This is a genomic window from Chthonobacter albigriseus (assembly GCF_013839445.1).
In the GTDB taxonomy this organism is placed as follows: Bacteria; Pseudomonadota; Alphaproteobacteria; order Rhizobiales; family Pleomorphomonadaceae; genus Chthonobacter; species Chthonobacter albigriseus.
Genome location: NZ_JACDIT010000012.1, coordinates 82,974 through 101,314, shown reverse-complemented (window position 1 = coordinate 101,314; position 18,341 = coordinate 82,974). Strand labels below are relative to the sequence as shown.

22 protein-coding genes are annotated in these 18,341 nt (G+C 72.3%); 3 read left to right on the top strand and 19 right to left on the bottom strand.

Going from position 1 to position 18,341, the window contains the following annotated elements; all coding sequences use genetic code 11:
* From HZ321_RS20880 to HZ321_RS20860, 5 genes are all read right to left on the bottom strand, one after another.
* A partial coding sequence (locus tag HZ321_RS20880) for a DUF2793 domain-containing protein (protein WP_181704344.1) occupies positions 1–1,254 on the bottom strand: 1,254 nt, incomplete at its 3' end.
* Complete coding sequence (locus HZ321_RS20875; protein ID WP_181704343.1) at positions 1,247–5,137, bottom strand: baseplate multidomain protein megatron; 3,891 nt, start codon at positions 5,135–5,137, stop codon at positions 1,247–1,249. The genes HZ321_RS20875 and HZ321_RS20880, both read right to left, overlap by 8 nt.
* A gap of 69 nt (positions 5,138–5,206) precedes the next feature.
* Entirely contained in the window at positions 5,207–5,641 is a 435-nt protein-coding gene (locus HZ321_RS20870) for an NlpC/P60 family protein (protein WP_181704342.1), read from the bottom strand.
* Positions 5,638–6,507 carry a baseplate hub domain-containing protein gene (locus HZ321_RS20865; RefSeq protein WP_181704341.1) on the bottom strand — a complete coding sequence of 290 codons (870 nt, stop codon included), beginning with the start codon at positions 6,505–6,507 and terminating at the stop codon, positions 5,638–5,640. The genes HZ321_RS20870 and HZ321_RS20865 overlap by 4 nt, the downstream gene beginning before the upstream one ends.
* Positions 6,504–7,142: a DUF2460 domain-containing protein gene (locus tag HZ321_RS20860; protein WP_181704340.1), complete on the bottom strand. Its 639-nt coding sequence runs from the start codon at positions 7,140–7,142 to the stop codon at positions 6,504–6,506. The genes HZ321_RS20865 and HZ321_RS20860 overlap by 4 nt, the downstream gene beginning before the upstream one ends.
* A gap of 171 nt (positions 7,143–7,313) precedes the next feature.
* Here HZ321_RS20860 and HZ321_RS20855 point away from each other — a divergent pair, with 171 nt between their 5' ends.
* A complete protein-coding gene (locus tag HZ321_RS20855) occupies positions 7,314–7,568 on the top strand; it encodes an HP1242/YdcH family protein (protein WP_181704339.1) in 255 nt (84 codons plus the stop codon).
* A gap of 25 nt (positions 7,569–7,593) precedes the next feature.
* Here HZ321_RS20855 and HZ321_RS20850 read toward each other — a convergent pair whose 3' ends face one another.
* The 11 genes from HZ321_RS20850 to HZ321_RS20800 form a co-directional block, all read right to left on the bottom strand.
* Positions 7,594–8,064, bottom strand: coding sequence for a phage tail tape measure protein (locus HZ321_RS20850; RefSeq protein WP_181704354.1), 471 nt, complete (start codon positions 8,062–8,064; stop codon positions 7,594–7,596).
* A 55-nt stretch (positions 8,065–8,119) separates the two neighbouring features.
* Complete coding sequence (locus HZ321_RS20845; RefSeq protein ID WP_181704338.1) at positions 8,120–8,287, bottom strand: rcc01693 family protein; 168 nt, start codon at positions 8,285–8,287, stop codon at positions 8,120–8,122.
* Complete coding sequence (locus HZ321_RS20840) at positions 8,284–8,670, bottom strand: gene transfer agent family protein (RefSeq protein WP_181704337.1); 387 nt, start codon at positions 8,668–8,670, stop codon at positions 8,284–8,286. Before HZ321_RS20840 ends, HZ321_RS20845 begins: the two co-directional genes overlap by 4 nt.
* Positions 8,671–8,673: 3 nt before the next feature.
* Positions 8,674–9,087 (bottom strand): phage major tail protein, TP901-1 family, encoded by a 414-nt coding sequence (locus tag HZ321_RS20835; RefSeq protein ID WP_181704336.1) that lies wholly within the window; start codon positions 9,085–9,087, stop codon positions 8,674–8,676.
* Positions 9,088–9,115: 28 nt separating this feature from the next.
* Positions 9,116–9,526, bottom strand: a complete 411-nt coding sequence (locus tag HZ321_RS20830) for a DUF3168 domain-containing protein (protein WP_181704335.1) — start codon at positions 9,524–9,526, stop codon at positions 9,116–9,118.
* Positions 9,523–10,089, bottom strand: coding sequence for a head-tail connector protein (locus HZ321_RS20825; protein ID WP_181704334.1), 567 nt, complete (start codon positions 10,087–10,089; stop codon positions 9,523–9,525). Before HZ321_RS20825 ends, HZ321_RS20830 begins: the two co-directional genes overlap by 4 nt.
* A 112-nt stretch (positions 10,090–10,201) precedes the next feature.
* Complete coding sequence (locus HZ321_RS20820) at positions 10,202–11,449, bottom strand: phage major capsid protein (RefSeq protein ID WP_181704333.1); 1,248 nt, start codon at positions 11,447–11,449, stop codon at positions 10,202–10,204.
* Positions 11,450–11,514: 65 nt separating this feature from the next.
* Positions 11,515–12,063, bottom strand: a complete 549-nt coding sequence (locus HZ321_RS20815) for an HK97 family phage prohead protease (protein ID WP_181704332.1) — start codon at positions 12,061–12,063, stop codon at positions 11,515–11,517.
* Positions 12,060–12,254, bottom strand: a complete 195-nt coding sequence (locus HZ321_RS20810; RefSeq protein ID WP_181704331.1) for a hypothetical protein — start codon at positions 12,252–12,254, stop codon at positions 12,060–12,062. Before HZ321_RS20810 ends, HZ321_RS20815 begins: the two co-directional genes overlap by 4 nt.
* A 155-nt stretch (positions 12,255–12,409) precedes the next feature.
* Positions 12,410–12,601: a hypothetical protein gene (locus HZ321_RS20805; protein WP_181704330.1), complete on the bottom strand. Its 192-nt coding sequence runs from the start codon at positions 12,599–12,601 to the stop codon at positions 12,410–12,412.
* Positions 12,592–13,812: a phage portal protein gene (locus tag HZ321_RS20800; RefSeq protein ID WP_181704329.1), complete on the bottom strand. Its 1,221-nt coding sequence runs from the start codon at positions 13,810–13,812 to the stop codon at positions 12,592–12,594. Before HZ321_RS20800 ends, HZ321_RS20805 begins: the two co-directional genes overlap by 10 nt.
* A gap of 206 nt (positions 13,813–14,018) precedes the next feature.
* Between HZ321_RS20800 and HZ321_RS20795 the strand changes: the two genes are divergently transcribed.
* Together HZ321_RS20795 and HZ321_RS20790 are read left to right on the top strand one after the other, a co-directional pair.
* A complete protein-coding gene (locus tag HZ321_RS20795; RefSeq protein ID WP_181704328.1) occupies positions 14,019–14,741 on the top strand; it encodes an HTH domain-containing protein in 723 nt (240 codons plus the stop codon).
* An 85-nt stretch (positions 14,742–14,826) separates the two neighbouring features.
* Positions 14,827–15,198 carry a VOC family protein gene (locus tag HZ321_RS20790; protein WP_181704327.1) on the top strand — a complete coding sequence of 124 codons (372 nt, stop codon included), beginning with the start codon at positions 14,827–14,829 and terminating at the stop codon, positions 15,196–15,198.
* 15 nt (positions 15,199–15,213) lie between these two features.
* Here the strand turns inward: HZ321_RS20790 and HZ321_RS20785 are convergent, their stop codons facing one another.
* From HZ321_RS20785 to HZ321_RS20775, 3 genes are all read right to left on the bottom strand, one after another.
* Entirely contained in the window at positions 15,214–16,425 is a 1,212-nt protein-coding gene (locus HZ321_RS20785; RefSeq protein WP_181704353.1) for a DNA-packaging protein, read from the bottom strand.
* Positions 16,394–16,990, bottom strand: a complete 597-nt coding sequence (locus tag HZ321_RS20780; RefSeq protein WP_181704326.1) for a hypothetical protein — start codon at positions 16,988–16,990, stop codon at positions 16,394–16,396. The genes HZ321_RS20785 and HZ321_RS20780 overlap by 32 nt, the downstream gene beginning before the upstream one ends.
* 790 nt (positions 16,991–17,780) lie before the next feature.
* Positions 17,781–18,278 (bottom strand): YcgN family cysteine cluster protein, encoded by a 498-nt coding sequence (locus HZ321_RS20775; protein WP_181704325.1) that lies wholly within the window; start codon positions 18,276–18,278, stop codon positions 17,781–17,783.
* Between the last annotated feature and the right edge of the window lie 63 nt (positions 18,279–18,341).

Sequence of the window (18,341 nt, the reverse complement as noted above, 5' to 3'; positions counted from 1 at the left end):
GCCGCCTCCGCCGCCCGCGCCGGCGCCGCGGGCCCATCCCTTCGCTGCCCCGTCGAAGCCGCCCAGGCCGCCCGCGCCGCCCGCGCCGCCGGCCGCCTGGCGTGATCCGCCGCCGGCGGCCATGTAGCCGTGGCCGCCGCGTCCGCCGGAAGTCTGGACGTTGGCGGTGGAAAGACCGCCGCCCGCGCCGCCGCCGCCCGCCCCGAGCCCGAGCCCCGTTTCGGTGCCGGCGCCGCCGCCGCCGGGGTTCGGTGCGGCGCCGCTGTTGGCAGGTCCGCCCGTACCGGTGCCGCCGGCGGCTCCGCCCCCGGCGACGGCAAGGCCGCCGGCCCCTCGTCCGCCGCCGCCGGCGGCGGGCAGGTTCAGCGATCCGTCGCGCAGCACGGTGCCCGTTCCCGGCGTTCCGTCCGCACCGTTGGTGTCGTTGACGGTGCGGGCTGCGCCGCCGCTGCCGCCGGCTCCCACGTCGATCGACAAGGTTGCCGGAAGCTCGTCGGCCGGCCAGGTCTCCACGGAAAAGCCCCCCGCCCCGCCGCCGCCGCCGCTGCGCCGCTCGCTGCCGGCCGCGCCGCGCCGGCCGGATCCGCCGCCGCCGCCGCCGCCGACCAGGATTGCTGTGACGCGGCGCGCCCAGGCCGGCTTGGTCCAGGTGCCGTTGGCGGTGAAGGTGTCGACCTGGACGCGCTCGGCGCCCTGGTCGAAGTTCACCCGCCCGGTCGTGCGGTCCACCGACAGCGCCTGCGTCCAGGCAGTGCCGTCCGCGCTCACCTTGACGGCGAAGTCGTCGCTTCCGGTGAGGCCCATCTCGGCCCGTCCGGAGAAGCCGGTTTGGAAGATCAGGCTCCCGGTGTCGCTGGGCGCGGCCTTGTTGAGCCGCGCCCGGGCGCTGCCGGCGGTACGGACCGTCCAGACGAAATCGGCCAGGTCCGTCCAAGTCGAGCCGATCCGGGCGTAGAGGCTCGCGGTGTCCTCGGCCACGGCGATCCAGCCGGGCTGCGGCGCGTGGAACAGCCAGGCCGCGCCGTCCCAGCGGGCGATCTGGCCATCCCTGCCGGCCCATGCGCCGGTTCCGCCGGAGGCGACGACATAGCGTGCGCCCGCCGCAGGTCCCGGCGGCGGCGATGCCAGGCTGACGCTGACCACGCCGATCTGCACGACGGCGTCGAGCACCTCCAGCGCCTCGTTGTGGGTCACGTGCTTCTGCGCCTGGCCGGCGGCCATCAGCGGCAGTTTCAGGCGGGACGTATCAGACATCGATCACCTTCCTCGTCTCGGGGCCCGGCCCCAGCGTTTCGGAGAGCTGCGCCACCGCCAGGTCCACCGCACCGGGCAGCAGCCCGTGGTCGGCGATCTGGTCGGCGGCGGCATAGGTCGCGCCCTGCCCCGTCGCGGCGATCCGCCGGACCACCGACCCGGCCACCCGCACGCGGAGCTCGTAGGCCTCGACCGTCTCGGACAGCGGCACCTCGACCGCCTCCCAGTTGTCGCCGCCCGTCCGTGTCCGGCGGATCCAGGTCACCGCGAGGTCGCCGCTCGGGCCGATTCGCTGGGCCGTCAGGCGTACCGGCGACCAGGGCCGCAGCCCGACGCCGCGCGGCGTCGCGTTCAGCTCGGTCATCGCGGCGTCGCCGACGTCGCGGCCGGCCTTGCCGATACGCAGCGTCAGGGGCCGGCCGATGGCCTCGCGGTTGAGCGGCAACGGCACGATGTTCCGGTCGACCAGCACGAAGCGGCTTCCCACCGGGGCGCCAACGGCGGCCAGCGCCTCGGTGCCGAGCTGGCCGCGCAGCAGCCCGCGCAAGCGATAGCGGCGCTCGCCGATCAGCTCGGCGGTCAGGAACTGCACGATCTCGAAGCGCGCCGCCTCGCTGCCGATGGCGGCCACGTTGGCGCCCTCCAGCACGGCCTCTTCGGTCGCGCTGAAAAGGGCTCCGCGGACCAGCGCAACCTCCACCGTCGCGCCGCGGTCGAAGCGCCAGACCGGCCCAGGCCCCAGTGCCGCCTGCAGGGTGCCGATCGCGGCCGGCGCGGCGATCGTCGCCACCGGCTCGAAGCTCGCCGCCACCGCCTTGTGCACGGTGAGTTGGCCCGGCCAGGGTACGCCCGCCGCGGCCAGCCACGGTCGATGCGGTTCCACCGCGTCGCCCAGCGCCGGCAGGTCCAGGAACACGGCCAGCGGCGGCCCCACCGGCGGAGGCGGCGCGAAGCCGCCGATCCGATCGTCGGGCACCGCCGCGCGGGCGCGGATGCTGCGGTCCACCACGCGCGCCTCCAAGCGGCGCAGCGGCCCGTCCTCGCTGCGTTCCACCAGCACGTCGAGCGAGCGGGCACCCGCTGCGAGCCGCAGCACGTCGCCCGCCTCTACGTCCAGGCGCTGCGGCGGCAGCGCGAAGCGCACCGTTTCGCGGCCGGCCTCGCCGTCGCGCAGCACGGCCTCCACGTGGCCTTGCATCACTTCGGCCGCCGCGGTCACCGGCAACGTCACGTCGCTGGTCCGCTGGCGGCCGGTGCGGCGGGCGCTGACGTTGGTCTGGCGGAATTCGTTGGCGGTGTCGGAGAAGCTCACCGCGATCTCGGTCGGCGCCTCGCCGTCGTGGCCGCGGCGGATCTCCAACACAGGCTCGCCGTCCTCCTCGGCCAGGTCGTCCGATTCGACGACGGCGCCGATCCGGCTCGGCCGGTCGCGGAACACCAGGGTCGCGCCGCGCTCCGTCACCTGGAAGCGGAACACGCCGGCGAGCGGCTCCAGCACCGAGCGTGGCGGCGCGCGGCCGGCCAGCACCAGACCGTCGACCACCGGCGTCAGGCCGTCGCTGTCCACGTCGACGTCCGCTCCCAGCATGTCGGCGACGGTATCGTCGAGCGGTGCGTTGCCGAGCCGCCCGTTGAGCCAATGGCCCGACACCCAGTTGCGGGCGTCGGCCCAGACCTGCCGGGCAAGCGGAAACGCCGGAAACGGCCGGGCGTCCCAGGTCCAGACGTGGCTTGCCGTCGGATCGAGCATCCGCCGCCCGTCGACGGGCGAAAGCGGGTTGTTGGCCCCAGTGAAACCGGGCGCGGCGGGGTCGAAGTGGTTCAGCATCGCCTCCACCCAGCGACGCTGGACGGCGTCGTCGCGCGAGGCGTGAGAGAAGCGAGGAGCCCGGCCTTCGGAGGAGATCCGGTCGGGGAAGACGTTCGGCTCGTTGCCGCCGACGTCCACCGCCGGGCAGCCGAGTTCGGTGAAGCGCAGCGGCTTCATGCCGGCGATCCAACCGGTCGGGGTCGGGAGCTCCACGCCGGCCACCCGGTCGTAGTGCCGGTTGCCCCACCAGCCCGCGAGATCCTTGAAGCGGAACACCCAGGGCTTGCCGGCTGCGCCGTCGGTGATCGGCGTGCGCACCTGCGCGCGGCGGTCCAGGTCGCTGGCGTAGTACCAGTCGAAGCCCTCGCCTCCGGCGACGCCTGCAGCCAGATACTCCCGGTCCGCCGGACCCTCGGCGGCGGTGGCGTCCAGATGGTCGCCGTCGCGCCAGTCGGTCAGCGGCGGATAGGCGTCGATGCCGACGAAGTCGATGTTGGGGTCGCTCCAGAGCGGGTCGAGGTGGAAGGCGACGTCGCCGGAGCCGTCCGCCGGCTGGTGCCCGAACCACTCCGTCCAGTCCGCCGCGTAACTCACCTCGGTGCCGGGGCCGAGCATGCCTTTCACGTCGGCGGCCAGCGCCTTCAGCGCGGTCACGAAGGGGTAGCCCTGTCCGGCGCCGCCCCGCGTCCAGGTCAGCCCGCGCAGTTCGGAGCCGATCAGGAAGGTGTCGACGCCGCCGGCGATCGCACAGAGCCGGGCGTAGTGCAGCACCATGCGCCGGAAGCTCCATTCTGCCGGGCCGCCGTAGACCACGGCGCGACCCGATGCGCTGAACTGGGCGGGGCTCGCGGTGCCGACGAAGGCGTTCACCTGCGCGGTGGCGGCGGCGGTGCCGTCCGGGCTCCCCGGCCGGCCGGGCGCGGGGTCCACGGTGATGCGGCCGCGCCAGGGGTAGACCGGCTGCCCGGGGAGCCCGGTGTAGGGATCCGGCAGCGCGTTGGCGTTCGCCACGTCCATCAGCACGAAGGGATAGAGCGTCACCTTCAGCCCGCGCGCCTTCAATTCGGCGATCAGCGCCAGCACCGACGCGTCGCTCGGCGTGCCGCCGAAGGCCGGCAGGCCGTCCACCCGCGACACCACCGCCGCGTCGCCGCGCGCAAGGCCGGCCACCTCCCAGGTGGCCCCGGTGGTCGTCTTCTCCGCCCACTCCACCTTGGGCGCCAGCGTGCAGTGGCCCGCGCGAAGGTCGCTGCCGAACCAGGCGACCACCACCGCAACCCGCTCCAGGTTCGGGCAGACCGCGGTCAGTTCGTCGAGCGAGGCCATCACGTCGCTCGACGCGGTCAGGATGTGGCGGTTCTCGGCCAGCACGCGGCCGGGCTCCAGCTGCTGCTGCACCTCGCCGGTCGCGTAGCCGAACTCGGTCGCGCCGGGGATCAGCGTCACCGCGCGGATCATCGGCTCCAGCCGGCCCACCGGGCGGATGACCTCGAAGGTCAGCTGCGGCAGGGCGTTGCCGAAGGCCTCCAGCGGCAGCCGCTCGAACACCACGTAGGCGAGCCCGCGATAGGCCGGCGCGTTGCCCGTCCCCTGCTTGGCCTCGATCAGCGTATCGACGCCCTGGTCCTCGGTGCCGCGGTGGACGCGCATCTGGATGCCGGAGAGGTCCAGCGGCTCGCCGTTGGCCCAGACGCGGCCGACGCGGGCGATCGGCCCTTCGCAGAGCCCCACCGCCATGTTGGCGTAGTAGGAGAAGGTGGTCACCTTCGGCCCGCCGCCGCCCTTGCCGCCGGTGCGCTCGGTCTGGCTCGTCTCCTCCAACCGCGTCGCCCAGATCACCTGCCCGGCGATCCGCACCCGGCCGAATACGCGCGGCACCGCGACGCCCTCGGTGGAGGCCTGCACCTCCAGGTCGGCGAGCCGGCCCACCGAGCGGTCGCGGCCGGGCGCGAACAGCGCCTGGTCGAGCGCCGCGCCCGCCAGGCCGCCGATCGCCCGGCCGACGATGGTGCCGATCGGCCCGAACACGCTGCCGACCGCCGCTCCGACCGTGGAGAGGATGAGAGAGGACATGGAGGTTCGCTCCTGAAGGGAGAGGAAGGCGGGGTGGCGGCGGCGGGTCAGTTGCGTCGTCGGGGTGCGTCAGCCGACGCCCGGCCACCCGAACACCCCGGCGACGCGGCGGGCCCACCAGGGGCCGAGCGTTCCCTCCGAGACCACCGCCCCGTCATGCGCATGAATGAAGCGCCCGTCGCCGATCCACACCGCGGCGTGCTTGGCCGGGAGGTTCTCGCGGTAGCGGAAGAGGATCACGTCGCCGGGCTGGAAATCGCGGCCGTCGCGCTCCACCAGCCAGCGGCGGGCGGCCGCCATCAGGCTGTCCCCGCCGGTCGCCTCCGCCCAATCGGGCGCGTAGGCGGGCAGCGGCTCGGGCTCGGCGCCGTGGAACGCGCGCCAGATCCCGCGCACCAGCCCGAGGCAGTCGCAGCCGACGCCCTTCAGCGAGGCCTGGTGCCGGTAGGGCGTGCCGAGCCAACTCCGCGCCTCCGCGACGATCATCTCGCGCGTCGGCGTCATGGCACGGTCACCCCGCCGTCGTTCTCCCCGGCGTTGCGGGCGAAGCTCAGCACGAAGTCGTTGCCGGGCATGTGGGGGAAGCCGCGGAAGTTCACCGCGTTGGCGTAGACGTCGCGGCAGGTCTGGAAGAGCTTGTCGCAGCCGGCCGTCAGCGTCGCCGGCGTGCCGGCGGGCGGCTCCGCCGCGAGCGGCTTCCACAGCGTGATCCAGACGCCCGTCTCGTCGGCCCGGTGGGCGGCGATCATCAGCGTCCGGCCGCCGATCGCGATCCGGCCGCGGGTGAAGCGGCCGGCCGGAACGGCCTCCACGCCCTCCACGCGCAGCCGGCCGGGGCCGTCGGTCTCCGCCACGGTCGCGGCGTGGGTGAAGCCGGCGAGCGGCACGCCGCAGCGGGCGTCGCCGAGTTCGGCGTCGCAGGTGCGCGCAAAAAGGCGGCCGGTGGCCTGCTCCAGCACGGACGCCGGCCCGCGCACCTCGGCGCGGAAGGCACCGTCCACCAGCAGCACCTCGCCGATGGTGCCGGCGCGCAAGAGCACGCTTTCGGCCGGGTTGCGCCAGTCGAGCGCGCGCACCTCCACCGCCGCCCCGTCGTAGAGTCCGGCAAGCAGGTCGGCATCCGTGATCCGGTCGGAGGTCAGCGCGCCCATCACCTCCTCCTCGCCCACCGCGAATCCGGCGTGGGCGGTGGCGGACGTGCGGTCGAAGCCGGAGGCGGGCTCGCAAGGAACCCCCTCCACGAGGAGCGGGCGGTCGTGGTCGGTGAAGCCCAGCGTCACGCCGTCGGTGCGGGCGAGGATCCAGGCGGTGGCGATCGTCGTCGCGGCTCCCGCCGCGTGGGCGGCGAAGCTCGTCGGCAGGGTTCTCACGGGCGGATCTCCACGAGCGGGATGGCGGGGATCTCGCCGGCGGCGAAGGTGGAGAGGTTCACCACCAGCTGGTCGGTGTCGAATCGCACCGGCACGTCGAACAGGAAGCCGGCGGTCACCGCGGCGCCGGGCGGCGGCGTGTCGGCGAGCGCGAAGGTGACCAGCCCCATCGCGGCGTCCACCGTCACCGGCTTCACCGTTCCGCCCACCGCGGCCGTCACGCTGCCGGCCACCGGCTTGCCGATCGTGCGGACGTAGGGCGCGAAGGCGGCGCCGTAGGTCTTCGCCAGCTGGAAGCTGCGCGTCGCGCCGTCGCCGGTGCCGATGCGCTGGTCGCCGGCCGCCGGACTGGCGCCCGGCGCGCAGGACTTGAAGTCCGCGCGGTCGCGGAAGCGGAAGCCGTGCAGGCGGCCGCGGCGCTCCTCGAAGAAGGCGATCACCGCATGGAGGTCGTCGAGCGACTTGACGCCGGAGCCCGCGTCGTAGCGACGGCGGCTGTCGGCCCAGCGCGTGTTGCGCACCTCGCGGCCGGAGGCGAGCGTCACGATCTCGGTGCGCCGCTCCGGTCCGCCGCTCGCGCCGAGGGCGACGGAAAGCGGGAACGCGACCTCGTGGAAGGCCGGAATCTCGGCCATGGGGTCCTCCTTGGGGTTCGGGGAAAGGTCGAAGACGCCCGCCGCCAGCCGGTCCACCGTGGAGGCGGCTCGCGCGATTTCGGTCGGGCTCGATGCTGTTTTGATCCACCTCAAGGCGAAGCGGATCGCGGTGCCTCAGGCTTGCTTCACTGACGAACAAGGGAGGATGCGATGACGCACACGCCGCACGAACTCGCTGCTGAGTTCCCGGACGACCATGAGACGCTTCACACGCTGAAGGTCTCCAACCCGCACTTCGCGCACCTCGCCGACACGTATCACGAGATCAACCGGCGCATTCACCGCATCGAGTCCCTCATCGAACCCGCCTCGGACGAGGCGTTCAGCGACCTGAAGCGCCAACGCGTGAACCTCAAGGACGAGATCGCGGCCATCATCGCCGCCGAAAGACGCGCCGTGGCTTGACCCCCCTCCTCGTTGGGCCATGTCGCTATAGCCCGCGCCGTCCCCGTCCGACGGCGCGGGCTAGCATTGCAGTCACCTGCGCTTCCGATCGACGGAAGCTCGCCGCGTCGCCCGCGGTGACGTTGAAGGTGACGTTGACGCCGCCGCCGTCCGTGCGTACGCCGAGCCGGCCGTCCGCGCCGCGAGCCAGCGGCAGGATCGCCTCCGCCCCCGCCTCCCCCGCCAGACCCATGCGGCCGCCGTCCATCGGAAAGTAGGTGGGCGCCGCCACCACGCCGCCTTTGGCGAAGGGGATCACTTGGCGCGCCAGGCCGCCCACCGCGTCGGAGACGAGGTTGCCGAGCGGCGCGAGCGCGGCGTCCAGCGCCTGTCCGGACATGCGCAGCGCCAGCTGGCGCAGCACCTGGTCCAGCGCCTTGCCGTCCACCACCGCCGCCTTCAGCCCGCGGGTCAGCGCGCTGCCGAAGCCGCCCGCCACGCGCTCCAGGTCGCGCATGGTGTCGAGCAGCGGGTCGGCGGCGGCCTTCGCGCCGGCAAGTCCATCGGCCGGTTCATCCATGGTCGGTCTCCTTGTCGGGGAATGCCTGCATCAGGGAGCGCATACGGCCCCGGTCCATCGGCGCGGCAGGCCGGCCGATGGCGGCCGCCAGTTCGCGCGGCGTCATCGCCCAGAAGGCGTCGGGGGAAAGGCGCAGCACGCGGTAGCCGAAGGCGATCACGTCGTCCCAGGGGAAGGGCTGCGGCTCACCGGGCGGTCCAAAGGGGCGGCGTCGACGCCCTCCCCTGTTTCCGAAGCGCCGCCGAACGTCTCGGCGATCAGGCGCACCACCAGCGCCGCCCAGGCCGGCGCGCCGCCGTCGATCGGCAGCGCGGCCACCTCCGCGTCGGTCACCGGCTCGCCGGCGCCGCGAAGCCCGGCGGCGACGATGCGGACCGCGTCGCGGGCCTTCAGCGTCCCAGAGCCCAGGCGGCGGGCGAGGTCGGCCATGTCCTCCGCCCCGAAGGCGGTCTCCAGCTCGGCGAGCGCGCCCAGCGTCAGGCGCATCACGCGCCGTTCGCCGGCAATGATCGCCTCCACGTCTCCGCGGTATCGGTTGGCCATGGCTCAGACCGCCGTGAAGGTGAGCTGGCCGGCCGATTCGAGCGCCAGCTCGTAGGTCACCTCGCCGTCGTGGGTGCCGGCATACTCCAGCGCGGTCAGTTGGAACGGCCCCTGGATGATCCCGAAATCGGGAATCACCACCTGCCAGGTCCGCAGCAGCCCGTCGAAGAACACCTGCCGCACAGTGGCGTCGGCGGCGGCGTCGCGGAACACGCCGGAGCCGGCGACGCTGGCCCGGCGCAGGCCGGCGCCCTCGATCAGCTCCCGCCAGCGGCCGGGGCTGTCGGCGTCCGTCACGTCGACGGTGCCGGCCCCGAAGGCGATGCGGCGGGCGCGCAGGCCCGCGGCCGTGGCGAACACGCCGGCGCCGGTGGTGTCCAGTTTCAAAAGCAGATCGCGTCCGCGCTGCGCGGCCATGGTTCGTCTCCTTGTGGGTCGTGTCGGTTCAGCCGTCGATCAGCACGTCGACGGCGAGGCGGGCGCGCCAGGTGCGGCCGTCGCGCAGCCGCTCCACGCGGGCGGCGCCGAGGCGCACCAGCACCACCGTGCCGCCGGGAACGGCGAGGTTGGCCCCCTCCACCACCGCCGCGGCGCGGTCGGCGATGGCCAGCACGCGGCTGCGATCGTCGTCGGTAGCGAGCGCCTCCAGCGTCAGCTGAAGCCGCGCGCCCTCGGCGTCGCCGTGGCCCCAGTTCAGCGTCCGGCCCTCCCCGATGGAAAGCCAGGGCGTCACCGAGGTCTTCGGCGGCCCGTCGTGGATGCGGCCCTGCACCAGCGTGCCGAGGGCCGCGTCCGCCTTCAGCGCAGACCGGATCGCGGTCTGCACCTCCGCCAGCGCGGCCGTCGGGCGGGTCATGCCACCAGCCTGCGGGTGCGGTAGTCGGCGGCGATGGCAAGGATCTCGTCAGGGATGTCCACCGATCCCGGACCGTCGCCGCGGTTCTCGTACCAGCGGGCGGCGAGCAGCTTCACCGCCTGGCGCAGCGGCGCCGGCACGTCGGCGGCGGCACTGCCGAAGCCGACCACCATGTCCACCTCGATGCCGGCGATCGGCCGCTCAGGCTGCGGCGCCGTGCCGAGCGCGACGAGGCGAGCCGGGTCGCTCACCGCATCCAGCTGGAAGCCGGCAAGGTCCAGCGTCTGCATCGATCCGCCGGCGAAGACGCGCACCGCCGGCACGCTCTGCACCGGGGCGTGCGGCAGGCTGACGACGCCGCTCTCCGGCCAGGCGTCGAGGAACAGGCGGAAGGTCTGGGTGATCATGGCCTTGCGGGCCAGCCGCTCGATCGCGGCGCGGGCCACCACCGTCAGGGTGATCAGCACGGCGTCCTCCTCGGCATGGTCGATGCGGAGGTGGTCCTTCAGTTCGGCGAGCGAGACCGGCTCGATCAGCGGCGCGAGAATCATGCGCACGGGCATGGCGTTGTCCTTTCGATACGCAAAACGGGACAGGGAAGGAGGTGGCGGCCCCGCCGGGGGAGGAGGTCGGCGGGGCCGCCGTTCGGACGGCCCGTCCGGGACGGGAGGGAGATCAGGCCGTGCCGAATTTCAGCAGCTTGATGGCGTCGAAGTCCTGCACGCCGCCGCCGACGCGCTTGGTCGTGTAGAACAGCACGTAGGGCTTGGCGCTGTAGGGGTCGCGCAGCACGCGGGTGCCGAGCCGGTCGACGATCAGGTAGCCGCGGCGGAAGTCGCCGAAGGCGATCGACAGGCTGTTGGCGGCCACATCGGGCATGTCCTCGGCTTCCACCAGCGGGAAGCCCATCAGCGTGGCGCGAGTGTCGGCCGTCGCCGGGGGCTGCCAGAGGTAGTTGCCCGCGCTGTCCTTGAACTTGCGGACGGCCGCCTGCAGCTTGCGGTTCATCACCCACGAGCCGTTCTGCCGGTAGCCGGCCTTCAGCGCGTAGACCAGGTCCACCAAAACGTCCGAGGGGTTCGAGGCGGCCCAGTTGCCGGAGACGCCGGTGACGAGATAGCCGAGGCTGCCCCAGACCCAACTCGCCTCGGCCACCGTCGGGACCTGGAGGAAGCCGCGCGGGCGGCTGACGCCGTCGCCGGAGACGAAGGCCTGGCCCTCCTGCGTGGCGAAGGCGAGCTCGATCTCCTCCACCAGCCACTGGTCGATGTCCACCGCGGCGTCGTCGAGCAGCATCTGCGTCGCGGACGGCATGGCGTAGAGCTCCATGGTCGGGAAGCTCAGCTCGGCCAGCACCGGGCTGTTGGTCTGCGGCCGGGCGGCCGTTTCACCCACCCAGCCGACCGCCGGACCGGTGGTGCGGTAGGGCTTCTTGAAGGTGCCCACCGACACCGGCCGCACCGAGGCGATCGAGCGGATCGGCGAGATGGCGGCGAGGCGGCGGCCGATCTCGTCCTCGATCACCGGCGTCACCACGAAGCCGCCGTCGACGCCGCTGCCGGCCGACATGGCCTTGGCCTCGAGGGCACGCAGGTTGCCTTCCACACCGGTCCGCACATAGGTGTCGAACGCGGTGCGGTGTTCCAGGTCCAGCGCGTCGAATCCGGCGCGGCGCCCGTCCAGTTGCGGACGGCCGGCCTTCAGCGTCAGGCGGTCGAGCCGGTTCTGCTGGCGGTCGATCGCGTCGTTGATGCGGCCGAGCTTCTCCTCCGTCAGCACGTCGGCCGAACGGCGTTCCAGGGCTGCGAGGCGCTCGTCGTTGGTTTCCTTGAAGCTCTCGAAAGCGGTCATCAACTCGCCGAGGGCGCGGCCGGTGTCGCTCGTGCCCTTGGTCTCGGGCACGGCATCGCTCTTGATGGTCATAGGTGTCAGTCCTTGGTTCTGGGTTTCAGGTCTGTCGACGGCCGCCGACCGGCGGCCGCGGTTGGTCACCGGCTTGCCGTCCGGATCCGCCGGGCCGCCTTGCGCAGGTCGCGCGCCAAGGCCTCGGGGTCGTCCCCCGTGTCGGGGCCGAGGCCGGTGATGCGGGCGCCGGGCAGCATCGGGAAGGTGACGATGGAGATCTCCCAGAGGTCGATCTCGGCCACCTTGCGGACGCCGCTCTTGCCATCGGTGCGGGCGCGCACCGTCCGGAAGCCGATGGAGAGGCCGTCCAGGATGCGCGACCGGATCAGGCTCAGCACCTCCCGGCCGCGGGCGATTCCGGCGTGGATCTCGCCGCTGACGCGCAGGCCGCGGGCGTCCTCGCGGATCTCCAGCCAGCGGCCCACGGGCTCGGACGGGTCGTGCTGATAGAGCAGCTTGACCTCCGCCGCGCCGCGCTTCTCCAGCGTGTTTCGGAAGGCGCCGGGCATCACCACGTCGCCGGTCAGGTCGGTCACGCCGAACAGGCTGGCATAGCCGGTGAAGCGGCCGCCGTCTGGGGTGAGATCCACCTTGAAGCCGCCGTCGGCCAGCAGGTCGGGCCGGCCGTTCATCGCCAGCCTCCGCCGATCGGCTCGCCGCCGGCGACGCGGACCTTGGGCCCGTCCGAGCCGGCCGCGCCGACGCGGCGCTCCACGCCGTCGGCGAAGGAGCGGAAGACGGCCGTGGCATCGTCGGCCGCCTCCGGCACGTGGCCGGCCAGGCGCAGGATGAAGGATGAAAGGGCATGCGTACGCTTTGACATCGAATGTCTCCATGGACGCGCGCGGCGGCTGTCGCCCGGACGGACGAGCCGCCCACGCGCTGCTGCGAAGTTCAGAGATCGATTCCGCCCGCGGCTGCATGTGTCCGGCCGGGCGGCATTTCCGGCCGGTGGCGCTCGGCGCGCCGGCCTCGCGTTCAGTGTCCCTCTGAAGAGTTGATCCGATGGTTGAGACGGGCGATTTCCGACACGAAGGCGTCCAGGCGGCGGCTCTGGGCGGCGAGTTCGCGCAGGGTCATCACCACGAGGCCGCTGGCGCCGCTCGCCCACAAGAACAGCGCGAGATGGGCGAGGTCGCCGCGCTCGGCGAAGACGCGGGTCACATCCACGGCGCCCCCTTTCCGCCGGTCCCGGCGTCGGGCCCCTGCGGCGCGTAGCCGACCGCGGCGCGCTTCTCGTCGGCGGTCAGGAAGTCGGCGGCCTGGACGCGGGTCCAGATCGAGTCCCGCTCGGCGGCGAGCGCCGGCACCTGGTCGAGGTCGAGCGCGAAGCGCAGGTCCGGCCCGAACGCCGGCAGCAGCCAGGCACTGAAGGCGTCCATGATGCGGCTCGCAAGCGGCAGGATCGTCTGCCGCCACAGCACCCGGTTGGCCTCCTGGTAGTTGGCGTAGGTGGCGTCGCCGGGGATGCCGAGCAGCATCGGCGGCACGCCGAAGGCGAGCGCCACCTCGCGGGCGGCCATGTTGCGGGCCTCGATGAAGTCCATGTCCTTGGGCGTCAGCGCCATCGCCTTCCAGTCCAGCCCGCCCTCCAGGAGCAGCGGCCGGCCGGCGTTGCGGGCGCCCTGGTAGCCGTCTTCCAGCTCGCGTTTCAGCCGGTCGAACTGGTCGTCGGACAAGCCGTTCGCGCCGGCATAGACCAGCGCGCCCGAAGGCCGGGCGGCGTTGTCGAGCAGCGCCTTGTTCCACTCGGTCGCCGCGTTGTGGACATCCAGGCTGGTCTGCGCCGCCTCGATCGGCGACGCGCCGTAGTGGTCGTCGAGCGGGTGGAAGGCGGCGATGTGCATCAGCGGCGCCGGCCCGGTTTCCGCCGTCGCCGGAATGCGAAGCCGACGGGTGCCGACCGTGTACTCGTAAGCCTCCGGCCAGCCGTCGGCGCCCGGCACGACGCGCATCCGGTCGGGCCGCAGCGCGTGGAGCTCGGCAAGCCGGCCGTCGGCGGCCACCAGTTCCACGTAGGCGTTGCCGGCGATCTGCAGGTGGCTCGCCACCGCCTCCAGGAACGCGCTGCGCCCGTCCCGCGGGTTCGGCCGGGCGACGAGGTCGAGCGCCGGGTGGCGATCGAACTCGCGGGCGTCGTCCGCCAGAAGCCACGGCACGGCCGCGACGCCCTCGGCCACCAGGCGCACCGCCCGATAGACGAAGGGGTTCTTCAGGTAGCCCTCGCGGGCCAGCGCCGCATAGTCGCGCGGGGTCCAGACCGGGCGGCCGCCGGCCTGGATCGCGACGAGCGTTCCCGAGCGCGAGGCCTTCGCCTCCACCTCCGGCGCGTCTTTGCCGCGTCCCGCCCAAGCGCGGCGGGCCCACCATCGTTGAGACATGGCTTCTCCTTCCCGGCCGCCCCGGAGGCGGCAGGCTGCTGTCAGGACCGCCGCGGACACTGCGGCTGGTGGTTTTGCGTGGACTGCTTCGACAAAACTTCCGATCGGCACCGGCCACGCCGCATCTCGCTCCGGCGGCCGGTCTCTGGCATGATCGTCCCCTGCCGTCGCCGAGGAAGGCGAGTCGAACATAAGGGGAACTCGACGTGTCTCGCGCCGAACGACTGCTGGCCCTGGTCCAGGCCTTGCGCAGGCGACGCCGGCCCGTCAGCGGCGCCGAGCTCGCCGGCGAGCTGGAGGTGTCGCTGCGCACCATCTACCGCGACATCCAGACCCTGATCGCCCAGGGCGCCCCGATCGACGGCGAGGCCGGCGTCGGCTACGTCCTGAAGCCCGGCTTCATGCTGCCCCCGCTGATGTTCACCGACGAGGAGATCGAGGCGCTCGTCCTTGGCGGGCGGATGGTCGCCCGGCGCGCCGACGACCGGCTCGCCTTCGCTGCGGAGAACGCGCTCGCCAAGATCGCCGCCGTGCTGCCGTCGGATCTTTCCGAAAGCATGGAGGCGACCGGCCTGATCGTCGGCTTTTCGCGCCCCGAGCAGCCCGACGGGGTCGACCTTTCGACGCTGCGCCAGGCCATCCGCAACGAGACCAAGATCGCCTTCGCCTACGTCAACGAGCAGGGCGTTCCGTCACGGCGCGTGGTCTGGCCGATGGCGCTCGCCTTCTTCGACCGCGTCCGCGTGCTCTCCGCCTGGTGCGAGCTGCGCGGCGACTACCGCTCCTTCCGCACCGACCGGATCGCCGACGCGGTCGACCTCGGCCAGCGCTATCCGCGCCGCCGCCGCGTCCTCCTCAAGGAGTGGCGCGAGCGGGAGGACAACCACCTCGCCACGGCGGCGCCGGCAACCCACTCCGCCGTCACCTGACGGACTGCTGACATAATCTGTCAGTATTAGGTCGTAGCTTCAAACCTGTCGGCGCCGCCGCGGCGCCCTTCAGGAGACAGCTTCCATGACCCGGTCCGTGATCAACTGGTTCGATATTCCGGCCGCAGACTTCGAGCGGGCGGTCGCCTTCTACGAGGCGCTGTTCGGCGTGACGCTCAAGCGCGAGGCGATGGGCCCGGACCAGCCGGGTGCCATCTTCCCCTATGCCGAGCGACAGGCCTCCGGCGCCGTGGTCGCCGCGCCGCACCTCAAGCCGTCGGCCGACGGGGCGGTCATCTACCTCGATGCCGCCGACCGGCTCGACGACATGCTCGACCGGCTGCCCGGCCTCGGCGGTCGCATCGTGACGCCGCGTTTCGACATCCCCGGCGTCGGCGGGATCGCGCATATCCTCGACACCGAGGGCAACCGGATTGGCCTGCACCAGGCGCCGTAGAGCCCGCCGCCCCCCCTACAGCCCCCGCACCCGCGGCTCCGCGCCGCCGGACAGCAGCAGCGCGGTGATCGCCCAGACCAGCGCGTCGAGCCGGTCGGGCGATCGCCCGGAGCTGAGGCCGTCGACCGCAAAGTCGCACATCTCGTCCTCCAGCGCCGGAAACGCCCCGGCATGGCGGACGCGGCCCTGCGCATAGAGCGCGGCGACCGGCTCGGCGCGCACCCACTTGCCGCGGGTGGCGCGCACCATCTCCACCGGCACGCCGGGGTCCACCTGGGCAATCACGGCGGCCACCATGTCGCCGCCCTGGTTGACCTCGGCGACCAGCCGGTCCGCCTCGCGGCTGTGATAAAGCGCCACCGCCCGCCGCGCCCACGCCTCCGGGCGCAGGCCGCGGCAGCTCTCGTCGGCGAGCACCACCGCGCAGCCGTCGCCGTCCACGCCGGCCGCCACGATCCCGCAGGCGTCCGAGCGCCGGTTCGACGAAGCCGGCGGGTCCACCGCCACCACGATCCGCCGCAGGGCGGGCGCGGCAGCGATCCGCACCGCTTCCAGTTGCGCGCGCGTCCACAGCGCATCCGGCCGGTCCTCCACCAGCTCGCCGTCCAGCTCCTGCCGGCCCAGCCGCGTGCCGGCGTAGTTCGCCACGATCCGGCGCAGGAACACCGGCGCCAGGTTGCCCGCGTTGTCCGCGGTCCGGGAGCGGGTCGTCACGGTATCCGCCGCGCCCATCAGCCGCTTCAGCGCCGGCACCGGACGCGGCGTCGTGGTCACCACCTGGCGCGGCGTCAGCCCCAGCCGAAGGCCGAACTGCAGCATGTCCCATGTCGCCTCCGCGTGGCGCCACTTGGCGAGTTCGTCCGCCCAGGCGGCATCGAACTGGGGCCCGCGCAGCCCTTCCGGGTCCTCCGAGGAAAAGGCCATCGCCACCGCCCCGTTCGGCCATTCCAGCCGCCGTCGCGCCGGCTGCCACACCGGCCGCTCGTGTCGGGCGTGCACCGCGAGCAGCCCGGAGACGCCCTCGATCATCACCTCGCGCACATCGGCATAGGTTTCGCCCACCAGCGCCACGCGCCCGGCCGTCAGGCCGTGGACAAGGTCCTTGCCGAACACCATGGCGCGGATCCATTCCGCGCCGGTGCGCGTCTTGCCCGCGCCGCGGCCGCCCAGAACCAGCCAGGCCGCCCAGTCGCCGTCAGGCGGGATCTGGTCCGGACGGGCGTGCATCGCCCAGTCCTTCAGCAGCGCCTCTTCCTCCGTCGGCGTCAGCCCGTTCAGGAAGGCCGTCCGCGTCTGGACCTCCCACAATCGCTTCAATGCGCGCCGCAAGCGCGTCACGGAACGGGCGTCCTCCTCGTCTTGCGAGATCGTCCCTGGCTTGGGCGTCGGGGTCGTCGTGGTCACGCGGTCTCCTCTGCGGCAGGTCGAGGTCGATGATCCTGGAAAGCGCGCCGGCCAGCGTGCCGAGCGCGCGCACGTCCCTTTCTTCGATCCCGTCCCCGTCGCGGCCGAGCCGCGCCTCCATCGCCGTCACCACCCGCGCCGTCGTGCGCTGCAGCGACAGCACCAGCGCCGCAAGATCCGGCGGCGGCCTGTCCTCCAGGTTGCTCGCCCGGATCCGGGCAGCCAGTTCCCCGTTGCGCGGCTTCCACCCCATTCGCGCCGCCCTGCCCTGGATCGTGATCCGGTGCAGCCCGTGCCGCCGCGCGATGTCCTCCACCCGCTCGTCGCTCTCCTCATAGGCCGTCCGGATCGCCTCCCAGTCGTATCCGCCAGCAGGCTTCTCGGTCATGGTCCGCTCCGTCGAAGGCCCCGAAACGCAAAAGGCGACGAAGCCTTTCGGCCCGCCGCCCACAGTTTTCGGATCATGACGAAAACCTACCCAACCACCGTCACGCTGTCAAGGACTATTTTCCTATTTTCGCTAAGCGCAGCTATGCTTTTGAACATCCATCTTCCAGCATCCGCCCCTTCGCCCTCCGCTCTCCCACATTCTCTACCCTCTATCGCCGTCATGGTCCGCGCAGGCGGACCACCCACGACTTTGTAGCTTCACCCACACTCCACCGGCCAATAGCCCATTCCCCGCAAAATGCGTGGGTGGTCCGCCTGCGCGGACCATGACGGCAAGGGTGAGCGGGAAGAAGTGCAACCGCCCACCACAGATGCCCCCTCCTCCTCACGCCAAACGCCCCAATCGCCACGCCCCTCATGCCGTCATGGTCCGCGAAGGCGGACCACCCACGACTTTGTGGGTGAAGCCCCGTTTTGCCCTGAAACCAGCCTGATCTCTCGAAAAATGCGTGGGTGGTCCGCCTGCGCGGACCATGACGGCAAGGGTGAGCGGGAAGAAGTGCAACCGCCCACCACCAATGCCCCCTCCTCCTCACGCCAAACGCCCCAATCGCCACGCCCCTGATGCCGTCATGGTCCGCGAAGGCGGACCACCCACGACTTTGTGGGTGAAGCCACGTTTTGCCCTGAAACCAGCCTGATCTCTTGGAAAATGCGTGGGTGGTGCGCCTGCGCGGACCATGACGGCGGGAAGAAATGAGACAGCCACTCCCCATCTCCCTTCCCCGTCACACATCCTCCCACGCCTCCTCCGCCGGGTCCTCTTCCGGCCAGGAAACGATCCGCTCCTCCCAGCGCTCGAGCGGGTAGTCCTCCTCCCGCACCGTCCGGCCGCGCACGGAAATCCCGGCGGCATGGACGGTGTCGGGATCGCCGGACACCAGGGGATGCCACCAGTAGAGATCCCTGCCCTCCTCGACGAGGCGGTAGGCGCAGGTGGGCGGGAGCCAGGAGAGCGTGCGGATCTCGGTGGGGGTGAGGCGGATGCAGTCGGGGACGGTGGCGGAGCGGTTGTCGTAGTCGCGGCAGCGGCAGCTCTCGCCGTCCAGAAGGGTGCAGCCGATATCGGTCCAGGCGATCTCGCCGGTGTCCTCATCCTCCAGCTTGTTCAGGCAGCAGCGGGCGCAGCCGTCGCAGAGGCTCTCCCATTCGGTCGGCGACATCTCATCCAAGGACTTCGTCAACCAAAACGGTTCGTTTCCACTTTTCTGATTCACTTCGGCCATCCGGCGTCCCGTACCTTTGATCCGATCGTCCATTCCGGATACCCTTGTGTCCCAATTCGCTAC